Below are 20,955 nucleotides of genomic sequence, written 5' to 3' on the forward strand. Positions count from 1 at the left end.
CCGCCAAGCTAGGTTATAGTTTTACTTTAACGTTATTAATTTAACGCAGTAAAACACTCTTAGGGATAGCCAATATGATTAAGCTGTACTGTATTTTTATTTTCCTCTTGCTTACAACCTTAAGCTTTAACAGTTTCAGTGCAACCAGTTACTACAAGTGTGTTACACATGAAGGCACCACCTTTTCTCAATTCCCGTGCGATAACAACGCCACCGTATACAAAGTTAACACCATAATAAATCAGCAAGTAGGCCCTAAAGTAGATTACACCAAGCAATTAAACGAACTGGAGCGCGAAAGCTTACTAGCAGGCTTACAGGCAGAGCTGCGCAGTAATCAACATAAGTTAGCAATATTAGATCGTAAAAAAGACCAAGCTGATTATAAACAGCAACAGCGCCTTAACCATATTTTAGCCAAGGAAGATAAAAAACGTATTGCCGCCGATATTGCTAAAAAACAAAAAGTAATTAACAAAAACTATAAAGCACAAATTAATATGGTAAAAAAGCGCATTAATAAATTACAAAAAAAAATAGACAACTATCAGTAACCTTTATCTCATGAATAAATAACATCTTAATTTAGCTTGGTTTTAAATCGAGAATAACATACTCTTAACAATGATAGAGTATAAGCTCTAGCGTCTAATAAGGAGTAATGATGCAGCCTCGTCATATTGCTGAATTAATTTTAACGGGCTTTAAAAAGCACTACCTGTTATTTCAAAAAACCACGGCAAAAGCACCGCTGGCGTTTGCTAAAAGAGACTGGCAAGCAATTAATGATATAAGCCGATTACGTATTAGCCATTATGATGATCGGGTTAACGAAACCACCGCCACACTTCGACAACAACAAACCGAACAACTCGACGAACAGCTGTGGCTAGAAGTAAAAAAGCTCTATCAACATTTTTTATGTTTTCATCCTCAGGCTGAGCTTGCCGAAACTTTTTATAACTCGGTATTTTGCCGCCTGTATCATCGCCGTTATTTTCATAACGACTTTATTTTTGTAGAAGCCACTCTAAAAGATGCGCCTGCAGTGCCAGTAGAAGCTGAGTATCGCAGCTATTTTCCTGTGGTTGACGGCCTAAAGCCCACAATTAAACAGATCATTAATCACTTTGATTTTAAAGCCCCCTTTGTAAACTTAGAACGAGACATACGACTGCTGGTAAAAGCATTTTATAAACAAGCGCCCGATACGCACCATAAAGCCTGGCAAATGCGCTTTGATATACTGCACACTCCATTTTACCGTAACAAAGCTGCCTATATTGTAGGGCGAGTGGTATCGCAAAGCGGCGTACAACCGTTTATTATTGCAGTACTACACCATGAAGATAAAGGCTTGTATCTAGACGCACTACTTACTAAATCGTCGCAAATGCGAGTTATTTTTGGTTTTGCGCGTGCCTACTTTATGGTAGAAACCCATGCACCTTGCGCATTAGTGCGATTTTTAAACCAATTAATGCCCAATAAAACCATAGCTGAGCTCTACAACGCTATTGGCTTTCATAAACAAGGTAAAACCGAGTTTTACCGCGAGTTTTTAAATCATTTAACTCACTCTAACGACGAATTTACTATTGCCCCTGGTACACCTGGCATGGTGATGGTGGTATTTACCCTGCCCTCATTCGGCTATGTATTTAAAGTTATTAAAGATAAATTTGGCGAAAGTAAACCTTTTGGTCGTGATACCGTTTTAAAGCGCTACCAGTTAGTTAAAAAACACGATCGGGTTGGCCGCATGGCCGACACCATAGAGTATTCTAACGTCGTATTTCCTTTAGCGCGGTTTGATAGTAACTTGTTGCAGCAGTTACACCAAACCATTGGCTCATCCATGGTAATTGAAGGCGACTGGCTAATTATCAAACATTTATATATTGAGCGACGCATGACACCGCTTAATCTATTTTTAGAAAATGCCGATGATGCCAGTGCCGCCGATGCGATTGAAGAGTACGGCCAGGCACTAAAAGAAATGATTGCTGTTAATATATTTCCCGGCGACATGCTGTTAAAAAACTTTGGTGTTAGTAAACACAAACGTATTATTTTTTATGATTACGATGAAGTGCAATATTTAACCGACATGAATTTTAGAGCACTGCCTAAAGCAAAAACGTATGACGACTACTTAATGGATGAGCAAAGCTATTCGGTTGCACCGCAAGATGTATTTCCTGAGCAACTTTGCACCTTTGTAATGCCTAACCCAATCTACAAGCAGTTTTTAATGAGCACACATCCAGAGCTTATTGATGTTAACTTTTGGAAGCAAGCACAGCAAAATATTAAAAATGGTCAGGTTAGCCATATTTATCCATACCCGACAGCACAACGTTTTATCCATCACTGGTAAAGCGTTAAGGACACACAATGAATATAAGTAAAATAGATTTAAATTTACTGGTTTATCTCGATACTTTATTGCGCGAATGTAATGTTACCCGCGCAGCAAACCGGTTAAGTATTACTCAACCTGCCATGAGCAATGGCTTAAAGCGCCTTCGTAACTTATTTAACGATCCTATTTTAGTACGCACCAGCGATGGCATGGTACCCACAGAGCGCGCGTTAGAGTTACAACCCGTTATTCGCGGAATATTAATGACCCTAGAGGAAACACTTGCGCCTAATCGTGAGTTTGAAGCAAGCCAAAGTAAACGCGTATTTAGAATAATGGCCAGTGACTATGCGGCCAGTACTTTAGCGCCCAAGCTATTAAGTAAATTACACGCAGAAGCCCCTGACACCACCTTAGATATACTCACCCCTAGTGATGTGACCTTTCATGATGTGGAAAATGGCAAAGTGGATATGGCAATCAATCGCTTTGAAAACCTACCGCAATCGTTTCATCATAAACGCATTTGGAAAGACAGTTTTTGCTGTTTAGTTAAATCCGATAACCCGATTATTGACAATTTTAGCCTAGAGAGCTACTTAAAAGCACGCCATATTTGGGTAAGTAAAACCGGTTTTGGTGTAGGCGTAGGAATGGATCCTAAAGATGTGCAAAAACTCGGCTGGGTTGATGAAGCACTCGCTCATTTTGGTAAACACCGTAATATTGCCACCTTTACCCGTAACTACCATGTGGCAGTACATTTAGCCAAAGTACAAAACTTAATAGCAACATTGCCCTCCAAAGCAGCTAACATTTATATAGACGATCCTAGTCTTAAAATATTAGAACCTCCTTTTCCTATTCCACCGTTTGAGTTAGATATGATTTGGAGCCCGCTGTTACATCGCGATGCTAGTCATATTTGGTTACGTCAAAAAGTAGCCGAAGTTGCTGAAGAACTTAAGTAATACCGTTACAAAAGCTTTGTAAAATTTGCTTACTTAATCTAATAAGTAAGCAAACATCATCCTCACTATATATTTATTTCAATAAAAACAAATGATTACGAAAGTATTTATAGTGGAACAACCTTTGCTTTTATATAAATGAACATTTAATTTCATTTATAAGAGAGGTCATTATGAACACCCATCAAAGTAATGAAGTAAATCATATTTCTGACATCATCCAAGTAATGAATAGTGGTATAGATTTTTACGAAAAAGCCCAACAGAACGTAAAAGATCCCGCTGTTGCCGCCCTTTTCCAGCGCATGATTGATGCACGTAAGGTAACCGTTGAACGCTTACAACCTTTTGCTGTTAATGAACAAGGCGAACGTGAGGATGGCTCATCATTTGCGGTAGAAGCGCGCCGTGCTTACACTGCGCTTATCACTAAATTTAGCAGCAATAACGACGATACGTATATTAAAGAGCTAGAAGAAGTTGAGGATAAAACCCTCGAAGAAATTAAAGATGCAATGAAAAAACCACAACCCGCAGACTGCGAAGCTGTACTAGCTAAAGCATTACTAACAATGCAAAGCTGTCATGCTGAAATGAGCCGAATGAAAAAGCAGTAAGTAGCCTAAATTCTGGATAATAACTCTACCTAAAGCTGAGTTCAGGTTAAACAATTAAAAAAGCCCAGCATTCTTAAATGCTGGGCTTTATATTAAGTATAAAAATGGGAGTATCTATAATTAAAAGCGGTATTCTGCACCTAGGTAGTAATACGCACCGTTAAAGCCAAATGGGGCTGAACGGCGAGAGTATTTAAATACCCCTGGGCTGCTTACAATGGTATTGCCTTGGGCATCTACAATAGTACCAGTACGTGAATTACCTATGGTATTTTCATCTGGGTACACATCAAATAAGTTATTTGCGCCAATATTTACCGATAAGTTCTCAGTTATAAAGTAATTTACTTTAACATCAGTTAATATTTCGGCACCGTAAGTCTGGCGGCCGCCATCTTCTACTGTGTACTCACCAAAGCGATTAAGTGACAAATTAACTGTCCAGTCATCACGTTGATAAAGCGCACTTAAGTTAATGCGATCCTCTGGTTGCCATTCTTCAATAATCGAAATTTCTTGGTCAGAGAACACGTCCTCAACCGGTACTGTTTCTAAACCTGAACCTGCCGGGGTAAATAACGACACCACATCGGTTTTAGTAAAGTTAGCTGCTAAGGTAAAATCAAGCGTACCGCCTAACCCTTCAGTGTTCCAGGTAGCAACAAAGTCAATACCTTGCGTTTCTGTATTAGCACCATTTAAGAAAAACTGACCCGCACCAGCACCTGAGCTTATTAATGCAGCGTCAAGACTTGGCGACAACCCTTTACCTAAACGATTACTGATAACTATACGATCGTCTATATCAATTGAGTAATAATCGAGTGTTACGTTAATATTGTCTGTTACGTTATACACTATACCTAAGCTGCGGTTTTGCGACTTTTCTTCTGTTAGTTTTGGAATACCTAAGCTTTGCGCTAATGTTGAGTCGTTTCTAAAAGTACCGACTTCTTCGGCAACTAAGTTGCCAGTAACATCATCAACAACAAACTGAGTACTGATATTATTAAAATACAGCTGCTGCATTGACGGCGCTCTAAAACCTGAGCTTAATGCACCACGCAGTGATATATCGTCAGTAATCGACCAGTTACCCGCTAGTTTAAAGTTAACCGTATCACCAAAGCCTTTATAATTATCGTAGCGCAGTGCGCCCGATAAAATAACGTCTTCAATAATATAGGTTTCAGCATCAAGGTAGAACGAAATCACATCGCGCGACTCATCAACCGATGACATTGGCGATGAACCACCAAAACCTTGCGTGCCGCCCGAAGCATCTTCGCTACCAACACCACCGCTTAAACCGCTAAATTCACTCACTCCTTCTACTGTATCGTAATCTCGGTATGCGTATTCGCTGCCTTCTAAAATGCGATACTCATCGGTGCGAATTTCTGCGCCCATAGCGAGTGAGTAATCATCAAAATTTTGGGTAAAATCAAGATTAAGCGTTTGTAGCGATAATTCCATACCGTAAGCATAGGCTTCACGCGGAATAGTGGCGCGAATATCAGCAGCGCTTAAGCCTTGGTCATAGCGTAAAAAGTTAGCATACGAGGCGTTAATTGTGTCACTGGTAGTGTAATCAATACTGTTTTCACCATAGGTGTACGATAAGTCTAAGCTAGCATCGTTATCAAATTGCGTTTTGTAACCAAAGTTATACGAAATATCGTCGATAGTGGTGTTAATTTTTGGCAAAAAGCCAGCCTGAATTGTCGCATCGTTATCTTGTAAAACCGTATTACCGCCACCGTTGGCATTGTGCCTGAAAAACGCTGCCGACTCGTTATCGCGCGTTGAATAAGTAATAAAACCGTATAGTTCGCCATCACCTAACTCATAACCTGTGCTTACAATTAAGCCAAATTGTTGTGAGTCGGCATCGCCTATTCTAAAGGTATCTCTGTCGGCTGTTAGCTCTCGCGGATCGCCCGCTACTAAAGTGCCGTCATCAAGTGTTGTACAACCATTAAATTGGCAAGAGCCATGTAAACCGGCACGGTTAGTTGGCGCACGATCACGGTAGTTGAGTGTAGTATTTACGTAACCTTTATCACCTAAAGCAAAACCCTTATTAAAATCAAGGTTTATCGTTTCACCATCGCCTTCTGAATATTGGCCATAGTTAATTGCGGCTTTACCACCTTCGCTACCATCTTTGAGTACTATATTAATAACACCCGCTATGGCATCTGAGCCATATTGCGCTGCAGCACCGTCACGCAGTACTTCAATGCGCTTAATTGCCGACGCCGGAATAGCATTCATATCGGTACCCGCTGTACCACGACCTACCGAAGTATTAATATGAATAATACTGGCTTGATGGCGGCGCTTACCGTTAATAAGTACTAATGTTTGATCTGGGCCTAAACCACGCAGTGTTGCTGGGCGAAGGGCGTCGGTGCCATCACTAATTGACGAGCTTGAAAAGTTAAACGAAGGCGCGATTGACTGCAGCATTCTGCCCACTTCTGTTTGCCCTGTATTCTCTAGCGCTTCTGCACTTAAAATATCAACCGGAACAGGTAAATCTTCAACTGAACGACCTGCTACACGACTCCCGACAATGGCAATTTTTTCTATTTTTTCTTGGGCAACATCTTCAGCAGCATTAACGCCCTGAGTGTTTGCAGCAAGTAATGCAGGCAATATTGCTGCACTAACGCCTGAAAGCTTCATCATGTTGTTATTTTTTCTATTGATTTGTTTGAGTTTTATACTCAGTAAACCATTTTGATCAACAACCGCATCGAGCTTAGTGTCACCTAACAGTGCCTCCAGTGCATCTAATTGGGTGTAAAAACCATAAAGCGAATTTGCATTATATTGTTTAGCTAACTCATAAGAAAACACCACGGTTTGCTCAGTTTGCTTAGCAAATTCTATTAAAGCTTTGTCTGCTCGCTGCGCTTTTATATCAAATTGCACCATTTGCCCGGTAGTTACTGTGGCTAAAACATTCAAGCTAAAAAAAGCCGATGCAAGCACACTCAAACTACACAATAAATGCGTTTGGTTACTGCGCAACTTATATAAACAGTTGGCAAACAAAAATCCTCTATAGGTTTTATTCTTTTTATTAATATATTTTTTACTTTGCATGTTCATAATTGCAACTTAATTCAACATTAGCATGATTTTAGGCGCTGCTATTTATGACTTAGTTTGACGTTTAAGGCTAACTACGTGCTCACCTAAGCGTTCGTGATCAATCGAAAAATTTGTTTTTAAACTTTCAAGTAGCCCAGCAACATCACCCGCCTTAAATACCCCTGCAACTTTAATATTTGCAAGCTCTGCCGATGAAAGCTCAAACCGAGTAGCGGTATAACGGCTAACTTCATTTAAGGCATCGCTTAATTGTTCTCCGTTAAAAATTAGCATGCCATTTTGCCACGCTAAATCTCGTTGCACATCGTCAGCAGAGAGGCGTTTAATAGGCGCTGTAACACTTTTTTCTATAATTGCTTTTTCGCCTGAGAGCACAATATTTGCGTTTATTTTTCTAATTTTTTGGGTGCTGTTATCGGCTAGTTGATAGGCTTTAAAATCGTTAGCATCAACAGCTACACTCGGATCAGTGATCATCACTTTTCCTTCGGTTACCACTAATTCTAAATGAGATGAGGTATTGCGCTGCACATTAAATACAGTACCTAATGCTGTAAAGCTTTTATCACCTGCCATCACACTAAATGGCCGCGTAGCATCTTTAGCAACATTAAAACGCCCTTCCCCTCTACTCAGTAATAACTGTCTGCGCCCTTTACTATAGGCAACCTCTAATAGGCTGTTGGTATTAAGTTGCACTATGGTGCCATCGGGCAGTACGTAAGTGGCTTGCTCTCCCACCTTGGTTTTATAAATTTTAGTATAATTAACTTTCGCTAGGGCTTGGTTATAACCAGTCTCTAAATTAACCAATAAGTAACTGCAAATCATTAACGCAGCAAATAAGCTGGCCGCGATACCATACGAAAACACCCATTTACTTTTTTCCTCGGTATTGTTTTTATGCGGAAATAAAGTGCTTAACTCGTTTAATACACTCAGTTCGTCCCACAACTTAGCGAGTTCGTAAACGGCGTCTTGGTGTGCATTACTTTGCAGCATCCATAATTTAAATTGCTCTTTTTCAACCTTGTTTAAACCGCGATCTATCGCGCTTATCCAATTAGCTGCTGTTTCTAAAATTAAATCTTTTGGTGTAAATTGATGAATATTACTCATTTTGCCACACTCACTATAGTTGGCTTTTGAGCAGCGGTGTCGTGCTTTTTATACTGCTCATTTTCATCCTGAGAATGCTCTCGCATGTATAGCATGGTTTGTAGTAACCCTTTTGCAATATGTTTTTCTACTGTGCTTTGACTTAACTGTAGTTGCTGGGCAATTTCTTTTTGGCTCATACCGTACACTTTTTTTAATATAAAACACTTACGAACCGTCAAGCTTAGTTGCTCTGTTGCCCGACAAAACAATAAAAAACGCTCTTTCGAGGTGTACTCGTCCTCTAGTTGTATTGATTTAAGTAACTTTGGTAATTCATGATCATCACAAAGGGAGTCGCTAAATTTATTATCCCATTTAGCAATATGATTAAGGGCAAGGTGTTTAGCAGTTTTGAGCATGTAACTACGCGTAAATTGAATATCTTGTTTTAAATCAGCTTCGTAGCTTTTAATAAAGGTTTCTTGCACTATATCTTCTACGTCGTCAGGTAACACTATTCGTGAAACAAAGCGGCGTAAATGAGTCGGTAATTCTGTAAATGTAGTGGCTAATTTGAGTCCTCGCGCCATCCTTAATTTCATCCCTTATTATTGTATAAACCTAAGTTTGTTAAGATGACTAATTTTAACGTTAATTACAAGGCAAATTGTTAATCCGCGGTTATTTTTTCGTTGCCTTAAAAGTCTCTTTATATGTTATTAAAACAGTAATAAACCTGCATTTTGACCTAAGTCATGCTTTAGCTAAATAACGTATTAGCAAGTTCGTGGTGCAACAACTAAAAAGCTATAATATGCAAAATTTATCTCGCTTGAATGTAAGCAACCTAAGGGAGTTTTGTGGTGTTTAATAAAACAAGTTTAAGTGTTTCTGTATTATTAGCAGCAAGTGGATTGCTTGTTATTAGTGCACCGGTGAGCGCATCGCAAACCACGTTATCGAGCCAAGTATTTGCGAATTTTAGTAATATTCAAATTGACGATCAGCACCAGGATATTGAAGATTGGCAACTTGATGTAAAGCGCTTTTATCTTAATTTAGACCATCAATTTAATGATGACTAGTCATTAACAGTGACCACAGATGTGCAGTGGCAACGCCAGCAAGACCCTACCGACATTTGGTTTCGTCATGCTTATATAAAACGCAATTTTAATCAAGGAAGTACGCTTAAAATTGGTGTTGCTGAACTGCCATGGATTGATTACATCGCACGCCGTGTAGGGTATCGTTATGTTGATCCGAGCTTAACGCCAAAAAACAAATTAGCCGGTCCAACCGATTTAGGTATTCATTATGGCCATAAATCGGCGCACTTTTCGTATGCTGTATCGGCTATTACTGGGGGTGGTTTTCAAAAGCCAACTGTGGGCGATCGAATTGATTTAGAAGCATCGGCTGTGTGGCATATAAATAAACAATTTGATTTTGCTTTAGGTGCTTATCAAGGTACACGCGCACTTGATAAAGACGAGGCCGAGAAAAATCATACTGCAGAGCGTTTCAATGCAGCGCTAAGTTACCTGCATCAAGGGGTACGTTTTGGCGTTGAATATGTATATAACAACAACTGGAACCAAGTTAACAAAATACCCAATAATGCGCCGCAAGCTCGGTTAAATTACTTGGCATACCCTGTTTATTTATATAGCTAGGCGCTGCACATAACACACGGCTATTATTGACTATTTTACGCGACAACATGCCAGAGTCGTTTAACTGCCCTACTCTTATAGCCACATCTTGAGCATCATCAACCACATTAATAAAGTGGTCCGTAATTAAAAAGTCGAGTTTTAATTGAGGATATTCACTTTCAAACTCGCTGAGCTTAGGCATAACATACTTAGAAAAAATCCACGGTGGCATAGTTACCCTTAGCAACCCACTCACAGTTGAGCTGCGAGCACCTATACTATGCTCTGCATCGTGCAGTGCCTCAATAATAGCGCCCACACGCGTGTAAAACACCTCTCCTGCAGGCGATAAACGTACTCGCCGACTATCCCTAAAGACTAAAACAGTAGACAACTCTCGCTCTAATTTACTAAGGCGATGGCTCACTGTTGCTGGCGATAAACCTTGCTCGCGCGCAGCGGCAAGTACACCTTTATTCTCTACTACGGCTATAAAAGTTTCTAAATCACTTATGTTATACATAAAAAGCTACTTTGGGGTTTCAATGTTTAATATTTTCGAATGAAGCTTTCACTTTTGCAATCTATATTTAAATAACTAAAACTATATAATCTAACGTAACTTAATTATTGAGGTTATATATGAGTTTAAAAGCGCAAATTGACGCCTATAACGTGCAAAAAGAAGCAAAGCTCCCTGCAGATGTTTTAGCACTAATGAATACGACAAACGCAGAGCTTATTGCTCAGCACATTAAAGATAATGCATTACAGGTAGGGCAAAAAGTTACCAATTTTAGCTTGGCTAATCATCAAGGGAACACGGTTGAACTTGCGACATTATTAAAACAAGGCCCAGTAATTATTAGCTTTTACCGTGGTGGCTGGTGCCCTTATTGCAATTTAGAGTTAAAAGCCCTAAATGATTACTTACCACAATTTAAAGCGCAAAATGCACAGTTAATTGCCATTTCACCACAACTTCCTGATGAAACACTGTCAACGGCGCAAAAAAACGACCTTGAATTTGATGTACTTTCAGATGTAAGTAATAAAATAGCCAAGCAGTTCGGTTTATTGTTTACACTCGATGAGCGTATTCAAGCGTTATATACCGAATTTGGTATTGATTTTGAGCACTACTACGGCGATAAAAGCTTTCAACTACCACTACCGGCCACTTATGTTATTAATCAACAAGGTGTGATCACTTACGCATTTGTAACTGAAGACTACACCCTACGCGCTGAACCTTTTGATGTATTAAACGCTTTAAAATCTGAGAGTAAATAATGTCTGTATTAACATCCCTAAAAACCCTAACCCTTTCATTAATTTTAGGCGCAAGCCTATTATCTGGAGATACTATGGCCGAACAAACCTCAAATAAACCTAAAGTGTTAATTTTTGACGTTAACGAAACACTCCTTGATCTAGATTCAATGCGCGCTTCTATAGGCGAAGCACTTGGTGGGCGAGAGGATTTATTACCATTGTGGTTTTCTACTATGCTACACCACTCGTTGGTATCAACTGTAATTGGCGATTACCAAGACTTTGGCCAAATTGGCGTGGCGTCATTATTAATGGTGGCACAAAACAACAATATTAATATTACCAGCGAGCAAGCAAAAACCGCGATTGTTACACCATTATTAACACTGCCTCCACACGCAGACGTAAAAGCAGGTTTAGCTGCATTAAGAGCACAAGGTTATAAGCTGGTTAGCCTAACAAACTCTTCAAATAAAGGCGTACAAGCACAATTTGAAAGCGCTGGTTTAACCCATTATTTTGACGAGCGCTACAGCATTGAAGATATTAAAGTGTACAAGCCTGATTTACGTGCGTACCAATGGGTACTTAAAAAACTTAATGTAAAACCAAATGATGCCATGATGGTTGCAGCACATGGTTGGGACGTAGCCGGCGCAAAAGCAGCCGGTTTACAAACCACTTTTATTGCACGCCCAGGTAAAGCACTTTACCCACTGGCTAAAAAACCAGATCATGTTGTAAAAAACTTACATGAGTTAACCGAGCTGCTTAAATAACCTGATGTAATGCTCTCCTCCCCATACGGCATCTATGTGCCATGATTAAAGTGGTAAAAATTAATCAATACCCCAGCGGCCAATGTTAGGATAACGTTGGCCGTTTTTTTATATTTATAAAATGAATATAAATAAAGTATTCAAGCAGTTATTCAAAAAACATATATTCTAGTAATTTAGCACTAAGGGCGCTATTATTACTTAAATGTGTTGCGGAGAGTGCTATGAACAGTCAAAGATTAAGTGAGTTTGAACAATATTTTCAAATTGATGAAAGTAACCGTGTAAACCTATACATAGTTGATGATAACGCCGTTCCAAAAAACCTTACCCAGTTAGACGCAGACATTCCCCCTTTATTTAAACTCGCTAATGAAGTAAGTAGCTTAGAGCAAAGCGCGCTTGGACCACTGCGTAATTTAGGTGATATTGCCCAAGAGCTAGCAGTTTTTTTACAAGCGCAATCACGTAAAATAGACTTAATAATGAGCCATGTTCTCGCCTCAGAGCAAAGCGAAGATAACGCTATTTATTGCGATAGTTATGGCGGCGGTGGCGTAAAATTTACAACAGAGGATGTTTATTCTTTAGGGCAAAAATTTCGGACTAAACTTTTTTTACACCATGAAGCGTCTGCTGTTTATTGCTATACCGAAGTCGTTGCAATTAAAAAAATCGATACCGAGCATTACCAATACACTTTACTCTTTATAGCCATAAGAGACAGCGACCAAGAACTAGTCGTTAGAGCCAGTTTGCATGCGCAAACCCGACAACTAAAAAAACGCCAGCAATTAGAGCAATCACAAAACATGCAAGCAGATGATAAATAGCTGACATGTACACTCAAACTGCTAAACTAGCGCTACCTTAATTTGTATCAATTACTCATGAATTTTAGACTTTTACCAGAATGGGCCGAGCAAGACGCTGTTATGCTAACTTGGCCGCATAAAAACACCGATTGGGCTGAAAACTTAGCACGCGTTGAGCCTGTGTATGTAGCGCTTGCAAAACATATTACCGCAGTACAACAGTTAGTTATTGTAGCGCACAGTGAGCCTGTAAAAGAGCATGTTATTGCGCTATTGCACGCCGCCAACGTCCCCTTAAACTGTGTTCACTTTGTAGTTACACCAACAAATGATACATGGGCACGCGATCACGGCCCCCTTACTTGCGCCGCTATAAATAACCCTAATCAGCTTAAAGTGTATGATTTTACCTTTAACGGTTGGGGCAATAAATTTGCAAGTAATTTAGATAATCAAATAAACCGTGTTTTAGTCAATGAGCTTAGCGATACAAATAATGACTACCAAGCAGTAGATATGGTGCTTGAAGGCGGTGGCATTGAAATAAACGAACACGGCGTACTACTTACTACCAGTGAATGTTTGCTCAATAAAAACCGCAACCCAAATTTAACCCCAAGTGACATTGCAACACTGTTAAAACAGCGCTTAGGAGCAACTGACTTTTTATGGGTTGACCATGGTTATTTAGCGGGCGACGACACCGACAGCCACATAGACACGCTAGTTCGCTTTGCACCAAACAATACTCTTGTTTATGTACAGTGCGACGATAAAACCGATGAGCATTACAACGCGCTGCATGCGATGGAAAAACAGCTTCAAGGCTTTAAAACTACCGATAACACCCCATATAATTTAATTGCCTTACCTTGGCCCAAAGCAGTGTATGACGATGAGCAAACACGTTTGCCTGCCACCTATGCTAACTACTTAATTATTAATAATACGGTATTAGTACCAACGTACGATGATGTAAGCGATAAGCTCGCCTTAGCGCAAATTCAACAAGCGTACCCAGAGCACACAATAGTGGGCATTAATTGCCTACCTATTATTGAACAATTTGGCAGTTTGCACTGTATAACAATGCAACTCCCACGTGGATTTTTAACTGGAGCAGCTCAATGACCAGCCCTGCAAAATTAACCGTTGCACTCGTACAACAAAGCAATAGCGATAATGCTGAGCAAAATATGGCAAAGTCGATTGCCGCAATTCGTGAAGCAGCCAGCAAAGGCGCTAAATTAGTTGTGCTGCAAGAGCTACACCGTAGCCTGTACTTTTGCCAAACCGAAGATGTAGACGTGTTTGATTTAGCCGAAACCATTCCAGGCCCAAGCACGCATACTTTAGGTGAGCTGGCAAAAGAGTTAAGCATTGTAATTGTGGCGTCGTTATTTGAAAAACGTGCTACCGGCCTTTATCACAATACCGCTGTAGTACTTGAAAATGACGGCAGTATTGCCGGTAAATACCGTAAAATGCATATTCCCGATGACCCTGGTTTTTACGAAAAATTTTACTTTACTCCAGGCGATTTAGGCTTTGAGCCAATTCAAACCTCAGTAGGTAAATTGGGCGTATTAGTATGTTGGGATCAGTGGTTTCCTGAAGCTGCACGCTTAATGGCAATGGCCGGTGCTGAGCTACTTATTTATCCAACTGCAATAGGCTGGGATCCGCGTGATGATAGCGATGAACAAACCCGTCAAAAAGATGCGTGGGTTATTAGCCAGCGCGCCCATGCGATTGCCAATGGTGTACCGGTAATTAGTTGTAACCGCGTTGGAGTCGAGCAAGACCCAAGTGAGCAAAGCGAAGGGATTCAATTTTGGGGGAACTCTTTTATTGCAGGGCCACAAGGTGAATTACTTGCTGAGGCTAATAATACTGACGAGCAAATTTTAGTAATTGAGCTTGATCAACAGCGCAGCGAAAACGTAAGACGTATTTGGCCGTATTTACGCGACCGCAGAATTGATCATTACCAAGACTTAACAAAAATTTACCGCGATTAAATAAAATTACTTGGCCCTTATTACATAATAAATTAGGGCCAATTTATAAATGGAGTAATAAATGGCGTTTGAGCAATGGGCAGCCTTGCCTTGGGTGAAATCTCAAAAAGATAAAATTCAATGGGGGCAACTTAGCGGCAGTGGTTTAAGCATTGCTATTGCTGAGGGTGTAAAACAACAAGACAACCTAGTGTTAATTGTAACCCCAGACACGCCAAGCGCCCTGCGCCTTGAAACCGAGCTAGAGTATTTATTGCCCGACAACCCGGTAATGATATTTCCTGACTGGGAAACCCTGCCTTACGACCATTTTTCTCCTCATCAAGATATTATTTCTGCCCGGTTAGCCACTTTAAATACGCTCAAAAATGAGCAACAAAGTGTATTAATTGTACCTGTTTCTACCTTAATGCTGCGCACCGCACCGGCTTCGTTTATTTATGGGTCCACAATTAACTTTAAAGTGGGCGATAAACTCGACACCCATAATTTTAGAAATAATTTAGAACAAGCAGGTTATTTAAACGTACAGCAAGTAATGGAGCACGGCGAGTACGCCATTCGCGGCTCTATTGTCGACTTATACCCTATGGGCAGCCCGCATCCTTTTAGACTCGACTTTTTTGACGACGAGCTCGACAGCATTCGTTTATTTGATGTTGAAACCCAGCGCTCGGATGAAAAAGTAGATAAAATTGAACTACTCCCGGCACACGAATTCCCCACTAACGAAGCCGACATTGAACGCTTTAGAATAGCGTATCGTGAAAAGTTTGGTGCCAGCGCGCAGCAAGACTCTGTTTACATGCAAGTGAGTAAAGGTAATTGGCCTGCCGGTATAGAATATTATATGCCGCTGTTTTTTGAGCAACTGGCCACTATTTTTGATTACCTACCTGAAACCACAACGGTAATGCAGCTTGGTGATTTAGAACATGCCGCCGATAATTTTTGGCATGATGTAAACGTGCGTTATGAAAACCGCCGCGTAGACCCACTGCGTCCATTATTAGAGCCCAGCGCACTGTATCAACCCATTAATGAATTGTTTGCTAATTTAAGTAAGTATGCGCGTATTCGCTTATCTCAAGCAAAGTTGGGTACTAAAGCCGGCAATAAAAATTTAACCGTTAGTGAATTACCTGTTATTCGCATTGATCATAAACAAAGCGAACCTTACGGTGCGTTTATAAACTATGTGGCGGCGCAAAAAAAGCAAAAAGGCCGTATTTTACTTAGCGTAGAGTCGGATGGCCGGCGCGAGTCATTACTGGGAGTATTAAAACCCAGCGGCTTAAAGTTTAAAGAATTTACTAGTTTTGAGCAGTTTACAAAAAGCCAAAGCGATGTTGGCTTAATTGTTAGCCCACTAGAGCAAAGTGTTGTATTAGGTACTAAACCTAGTTTATCTATAATCACCGAACAAGAACTGCTTGGCATAAAAGTATCGCAGCGCCGTCGCCGTAAGCATAAATACCAAGCCAGCCAAGATGCGCTAATTCGTAACTTAGCCGAGCTTAAAGAAGGCCAACCTATTGTACATCTTGATCACGGCGTTGGTCGCTATCAAGGTTTACAAACCATAGATGCCGCAGGCATTATCACCGAATTTGTTACCATTACTTACGCCAGTGAAGCAAAACTGTATGTACCGGTTTCGGCGCTGCATATGCTCAGCCGTTATTCGGGCGGCGAAGAAGCTAGTGCACCACTGCATAAACTTGGCTCAGATGCATGGGACAAAGCTAAAAAACGTGCTGCTGAAAAAGTGCGCGATGTAGCCGCTGAGTTACTTGATATTTACGCTCAGCGCCAAGCAAAACCAGGGAATAAATTTACCCTCGATGCCCCAGCTTATCGCCAATTTAGCGACAGCTTCCCGTTTGAAGAAACCGACGATCAACGCAATGCCATTGAAGCCGTATTAGGCGATATGCAATCAAAACAAGCCATGGACCGTTTAGTGTGTGGCGATGTAGGCTTTGGTAAAACCGAAGTCGCCATGCGCGCCGCATTTGTAGCTGTTAACGATAACAAACAAGTAGCTATTTTGGTGCCTACAACATTACTTGCCCAACAACACTTTGAAAACTTTAAAGACCGTTTTGCCGACTTTCCTATTGAGGTAGGTGTATTGTCGCGTTTTAACTCACCTAAAGAGCAAAAAGACACGCTTGAAAAAATGGCCAACGGCAAGCTCGATATTGTCATTGGTACTCATAAGCTGATCCAGGCTGATATTATATTTAACGATTTAGGCTTATTAATTGTTGATGAAGAACATCGCTTTGGGGTGCGCCAAAAGGAGAAGATTAAAGCGCTACGCGCCGATGTCGACATACTCACTTTAACTGCAACGCCTATCCCGCGTACCTTAAATATGGCCATGAGCGGTATGCGCGACTTATCTATTATTGCCACTCCACCTGCAAAGCGTTTAGCAGTAAAAACCTTTGTGCGCCAACGCGATGTAGAATTAATACGTGAAGCGGTACTGCGAGAAATTAAACGCGGTGGCCAAGTTTACTTTTTACATAATAACGTAGAGACAATTGAGCGCGTAGCACAAGAAATAAGTGAATGGGTGCCCGAGGCAAGCGTAACCAGTGCACATGGGCAAATGCGCGAGCAAGAGCTTGAGCAAATAATGGCTGACTTTTACCACCAAAAATACAACGTATTAGTGTGTACCACTATAATAGAAACCGGTATTGACATACCAACTGCTAACACCATAATTATGGATAGAGCCGACAAACTAGGTTTAGCGCAGTTACATCAATTACGTGGACGTGTTGGTCGCAGCCATCACCAAGCTTATGCCTACTTATTAACAGGCGATCCTAAAGCTCTTTCTAAAGATGCAAGCAAACGCTTACAAGCAATAGAGTCATTAGAAGACTTAGGCGCAGGTTTTGCACTAGCAACCCACGATTTAGAAATTCGTGGTGCGGGTGAGCTTTTAGGTGATGATCAATCAGGACAAATGCAAACCATTGGCTTTAGCTTATACATGGAAATGCTTGAACAAGCAGTAAAAGCATTGCGAGAAGGCAAAGAGCCCACCCTTGAAAACCTCTTGCAAAAACAAACTGAGGTAGACTTAAAGCTACCGGCTTTATTACCCGATGATTATATTTACGATGTGAACGCACGTTTAGGTATGTACAAGCGCGTTGCTAGTTGTGCTAATGTTGCCGATATGGACGAATTGCAGGTAGAATTAATCGACCGCTTTGGCTTATTACCCGACGCGGCTAAAAACCTCTTTAGCCTGCAGCAATTAAAAATGCGAGCAAGTGATTTAGGTATAACAAAAATTGAGGCAAACCCGAAAGGTGGTTACTTTGAATTTAGCCAAAATACTAAGGTTAATCCTAGCTTCATCATAGGCTTGATACAAAGTGCACCGCGCGTGTACAAAATGGATGGCGCAAATAAACTGCGCTTTGTTATTAGCGAGGCAAATGCCCGCGAACGCTTGAAAATGGTCACTGCAATGCTTGCAGATTTCGAAAAAAAGGTTAGCCACTAATGTTGCTAAAAAAATCGCTTATTATTTTATGCTGCTTATTTAGCAGCACCGCAATTGCTGAGCGCTGGTTTGAAGTAGAAGTACTGGTATTTAAACAACGCCCTGCTCCGTACTTACAAGAAGACTTTAGCCTTAAAAAACCAGCTATTGAAGATAAAAATACACTTGATTTACTCACCCCACTTTACACTGAGCAAGCTATGCAAGCGTGTATTGATGGCGATACACGCTTTGAAAAACGCTCTTTTACTGATTCTTTAGTTAACTCAAAACAGCAATCTGGCGTGTGTGATAATAGTATTGATTATTTAAAAAGTTACGATCAGCTACCGGTAACACCGCTTGTAGCTGCACAAGATACAATGCAGCAAACATACATTTTAGCACCAACACAGCTGCAATTTAACAGCCAACGCCAAGCCCTAGAGCGCAAAGGGTTAACGCCACTATTACATACTGGCTGGCGTTTTGAGGGGGCAAGCAAGTCGCGTGCACCTAGCATGCATTTAATCGCCGGCGAGCACATTAAAAGTGCAGAGCAAAGCGCACCAAGTTATGCAAACCCAGACTTTGTTAGCTTAGTTAACTCGCAAAATTCTTTTTTTAATGCACCTAAAGAACCCACTATGAAGTGGGAACTCGACGGTTTATTTAAAATACATTTACGCCATTATTTATACATAACGGCTAATTTCGATATTAGCCAAAAGCGCGATAGTGGTGAAATAGAAGCAGCTCGTTTTTCACAATTCAGACGAGTAATAAGTGAAGAAATACACTATTTTGATCACCCTAGAATGGGAATGATCGTCCAAATTAGAAAATTCAAACATTAGTATGATGTTATTTAACACATAGGAAATAACAATGAAAAAACTCCTGATTATTGCAGCAACGCTAAGCCTAGCGGCGTGTTCTAAAGTAAATGTTGAGAACTACGAAAAAATAAAAATTGGTATGGATAAATCAGAAGTCGAAGTTTTTTTAGGGAGCGCTGATAACTGCGTAGAAAAAACACTGCATACCAACTGCGTTTGGGGTGACGATGCTAAAAATATTGAAATTATACTCGTATCAAACAAGGTAACTTTATTTACCAAAAAAGGGTTAGCAAACAACTAACGCTAACCCTTTAGAGGAATAACATGGGATGTAACCGGTTACAGCCTTTGTTATTCCTGCCTAGTACCGTCATCAGAGTAAATAAGTTCAATATTAACTATTTTACTGCGGTTCATGGTTATTTTATAACGCTGATACAGCTTTTTATCTCGCTCGGTTAGCACTAATACCATATTTAATTGATAACGCCGCTCTACAGCCTGCTTAGAAATCTTATTACTCTCAAGATGATATAACTTACCCTCACCTTTTTTAAGATAGCGAGAAAACGGCGCAAGACTAAATTGCAGTGTTTGATGCAAGCTATCGTAACCCGGTAAAAACTCTCGGGCATTTACACGTGTTTCGCTAGCAAAGTGTAACCACTGTGCAGCGAGCTTATTTTGTTGGCGGCGTTTGGAGAAAATAGCACGTACTTCTTTGGGGATTTTTTTAAAGCGCGTATATTCTAACCAAATAAACTGACTCGCTACTTTGTCTTTGGTCACGCTATTTTTAAAAATAAAACGCCACTTAGGCCGCCCACGCACAATAGAGCGCCAAATAATTCGGGTTATATCTTCTTTAAATATTTCGCGAAGGCCATAAATAAGCCCCAATATTAAGATTAATGTTGCAGTCACTTCTGTAAAAGTTGCGCGTGCGTTGAGTATAACTATCATCACTAACGCCATAATTACAGCGGTTACCGAGCCCTTAACTAAACGTTTTAAATAACTATTAAGGTAGCGAGTTTGGCGGTTTAAAATTACACCATGTTCAATTAAACGCTGCAATAACCGCATTTTATTAGTAATGCGGTTTGCATCTTTAAGGGTTGATTCTGAATTATATTGTTGCTCTTCGCGATAACTGTTTTCTGACTTACAAAAATTAACTAAGTCGTTGCGCTCTTTTGCATAGTCACTACTGCGCGGTCCTTCATCGAGCAGTTTTAAAAACGACTGCTCTATTTGCCAACTAAGGTAGTTATCGGCATTGGTGTAAAATGAAATTAGCTTTTCATCTTCAGGGGTATAACGTCTTAGTTTTCTTAATAAGCTTTGGCTTTGCTCGCACAGCTCACCCGCCCGTTGATAAAATTCATCAGGGTCTTCTATTTTGAGGGTTTCTTTAATATCTGCATCAATAGCCAAGCGCACCTGATAACAATACAAATTGAGGTTTTGTCGGTAATCTCGCTGCTCACCTTTGTTTTTACTTACAAAACGGCTTCGCACTAGCGGTAAGTGAATATTATTGGCGTTATAAGCTAAATAAGATTTAAATTGATTATTAAAATAGGATTCTTCACTAAGGGTTTGTGCATTCACGCCCATTTCGTTGGGAATAGAAAAGTATAAATCAAGGCGTTGCTCTGAGCGTTGGCCCAGCTGCGGTTCAATAATAAAAGATAAATTTTCATCTTGCTTTAACAATTAAATCTCCTTGTAATATAGCTCCTTAGTGTACTTGCCTGAAGTATTTTGTTCAATAAAAAAGGCCTAGTAAAAACTTAACACCACTCGTTTAAGAACGAGTGGTGTTTTTTCGTTTATACCTAACCGGATATTTTTGTGTCTTTGCGAGCACC

The 20,955-nt window shown here is 40.3% G+C and carries 18 protein-coding genes and 1 pseudogene; 14 read left to right on the forward strand and 5 right to left on the reverse strand.

From position 1 onward, the window contains the following. Positions 1–74 precede the first annotated feature (74 nt). The 4 genes from HC000_RS07090 (at position 75) to HC000_RS07105 (ending at position 3,953) form a co-directional block, all read left to right on the forward strand. Positions 75–554, forward strand: coding sequence for a DUF4124 domain-containing protein (locus tag HC000_RS07090; protein ID WP_179807294.1), 480 nt, complete (start codon positions 75–77; stop codon positions 552–554). A 110-nt stretch (positions 555–664) separates the two neighbouring features. Further along, on the forward strand, positions 665–2,380 hold the full coding sequence (gene aceK / locus HC000_RS07095) for a bifunctional isocitrate dehydrogenase kinase/phosphatase (RefSeq protein ID WP_179807305.1): 1,716 nt from the start codon (positions 665–667) through the stop codon (positions 2,378–2,380). A 17-nt stretch (positions 2,381–2,397) separates the two neighbouring features. Then, a complete protein-coding gene (locus tag HC000_RS07100; RefSeq protein ID WP_011328497.1) occupies positions 2,398–3,336 on the forward strand; it encodes a LysR family transcriptional regulator in 939 nt (312 codons plus the stop codon). 173 nt (positions 3,337–3,509) lie between these two features. Next, positions 3,510–3,953: a PA2169 family four-helix-bundle protein gene (locus tag HC000_RS07105; RefSeq protein WP_011328498.1), complete on the forward strand. Its 444-nt coding sequence runs from the start codon at positions 3,510–3,512 to the stop codon at positions 3,951–3,953. Between the two features lie 120 nt (positions 3,954–4,073). On the opposite strand, the gene HC000_RS07110 is transcribed toward HC000_RS07105, so the two are convergent. From HC000_RS07110 to HC000_RS07120, 3 genes are read right to left on the reverse strand one after another with little or no spacing between them, the layout of a single operon-like run. Beyond that, a complete protein-coding gene (locus HC000_RS07110) occupies positions 4,074–7,073 on the reverse strand; it encodes a TonB-dependent receptor (RefSeq protein WP_257025449.1) in 3,000 nt (999 codons plus the stop codon). 45 nt (positions 7,074–7,118) lie between these two features. Further along, positions 7,119–8,195 (reverse strand): FecR domain-containing protein, encoded by a 1,077-nt coding sequence (locus HC000_RS07115; protein WP_011328500.1) that lies wholly within the window; start codon positions 8,193–8,195, stop codon positions 7,119–7,121. Then, positions 8,192–8,767, reverse strand: coding sequence for an RNA polymerase sigma factor (locus tag HC000_RS07120; protein WP_179807295.1), 576 nt, complete (start codon positions 8,765–8,767; stop codon positions 8,192–8,194). Before HC000_RS07120 ends, HC000_RS07115 begins: the two co-directional genes overlap by 4 nt. 273 nt (positions 8,768–9,040) lie before the next feature. Here HC000_RS07120 and HC000_RS07125 point away from each other — a divergent pair, with 273 nt between their 5' ends. Then, positions 9,041–9,262 carry a hypothetical protein gene (locus tag HC000_RS07125; RefSeq protein ID WP_179807296.1) on the forward strand — a complete coding sequence of 74 codons (222 nt, stop codon included), beginning with the start codon at positions 9,041–9,043 and terminating at the stop codon, positions 9,260–9,262. Between the two features lie 9 nt (positions 9,263–9,271). Beyond that, the gene (locus HC000_RS07130; protein WP_179807297.1) at positions 9,272–9,853 is read left to right on the forward strand and encodes a hypothetical protein; all 582 of its coding nucleotides are present in this window, start codon (positions 9,272–9,274) and stop codon (positions 9,851–9,853) included. Here the strand turns inward: HC000_RS07130 and HC000_RS07135 are convergent. Beyond that, positions 9,789–10,358: pseudogene (locus tag HC000_RS07135) on the reverse strand (LysR family transcriptional regulator); the annotation flags it as partial. The gene HC000_RS07130 and the pseudogene HC000_RS07135 overlap by 65 nt on opposite strands. A gap of 119 nt (positions 10,359–10,477) precedes the next feature. Between HC000_RS07135 and HC000_RS07140 the strand changes: the two are divergent. The 8 genes from HC000_RS07140 to HC000_RS07175 all read left to right on the forward strand — a co-directional run bounded on the left by HC000_RS07140 (position 10,478) and on the right by HC000_RS07175 (position 19,382). After that, positions 10,478–11,128 carry a peroxiredoxin-like family protein gene (locus tag HC000_RS07140; protein WP_179807298.1) on the forward strand — a complete coding sequence of 217 codons (651 nt, stop codon included), beginning with the start codon at positions 10,478–10,480 and terminating at the stop codon, positions 11,126–11,128. Further along, a complete protein-coding gene (locus HC000_RS07145) occupies positions 11,128–11,889 on the forward strand; it encodes a haloacid dehalogenase type II (protein ID WP_179807299.1) in 762 nt (253 codons plus the stop codon). The genes HC000_RS07140 and HC000_RS07145 overlap by 1 nt, the downstream gene beginning before the upstream one ends. Positions 11,890–12,113: 224 nt before the next feature. Then, positions 12,114–12,722, forward strand: coding sequence for a PilZ domain-containing protein (locus HC000_RS07150; RefSeq protein WP_179807300.1), 609 nt, complete (start codon positions 12,114–12,116; stop codon positions 12,720–12,722). A gap of 57 nt (positions 12,723–12,779) precedes the next feature. Then, complete coding sequence (locus HC000_RS07155) at positions 12,780–13,835, forward strand: agmatine deiminase family protein (RefSeq protein WP_179807301.1); 1,056 nt, start codon at positions 12,780–12,782, stop codon at positions 13,833–13,835. Further along, a complete protein-coding gene (locus HC000_RS07160; protein WP_086994936.1) occupies positions 13,832–14,725 on the forward strand; it encodes a carbon-nitrogen hydrolase in 894 nt (297 codons plus the stop codon). The genes HC000_RS07155 and HC000_RS07160 overlap by 4 nt, the downstream gene beginning before the upstream one ends. Positions 14,726–14,786: 61 nt before the next feature. Further along, complete coding sequence (gene mfd, locus HC000_RS07165) at positions 14,787–18,260, forward strand: transcription-repair coupling factor (RefSeq protein ID WP_179807302.1); 3,474 nt, start codon at positions 14,787–14,789, stop codon at positions 18,258–18,260. Beyond that, the gene (locus tag HC000_RS07170; protein ID WP_179807303.1) at positions 18,260–19,096 is read left to right on the forward strand and encodes a peptidoglycan binding protein CsiV; all 837 of its coding nucleotides are present in this window, start codon (positions 18,260–18,262) and stop codon (positions 19,094–19,096) included. Before mfd ends, HC000_RS07170 begins: the two co-directional genes overlap by 1 nt. Before the next feature lie 31 nt (positions 19,097–19,127). Next, the gene (locus HC000_RS07175; RefSeq protein ID WP_086994927.1) at positions 19,128–19,382 is read left to right on the forward strand and encodes a DUF3862 domain-containing protein; all 255 of its coding nucleotides are present in this window, start codon (positions 19,128–19,130) and stop codon (positions 19,380–19,382) included. A 50-nt stretch (positions 19,383–19,432) separates the two neighbouring features. Here HC000_RS07175 and HC000_RS07180 read toward each other — a convergent pair whose 3' ends face one another. Further along, positions 19,433–20,800 (reverse strand): hypothetical protein, encoded by a 1,368-nt coding sequence (locus HC000_RS07180; RefSeq protein WP_179807304.1) that lies wholly within the window; start codon positions 20,798–20,800, stop codon positions 19,433–19,435. Positions 20,801–20,955 lie beyond the last annotated feature (155 nt).

Source organism: Pseudoalteromonas sp. MIP2626 (assembly GCF_013414205.1).
GTDB lineage: Bacteria > Pseudomonadota > Gammaproteobacteria > Enterobacterales > Alteromonadaceae > Pseudoalteromonas > Pseudoalteromonas nigrifaciens.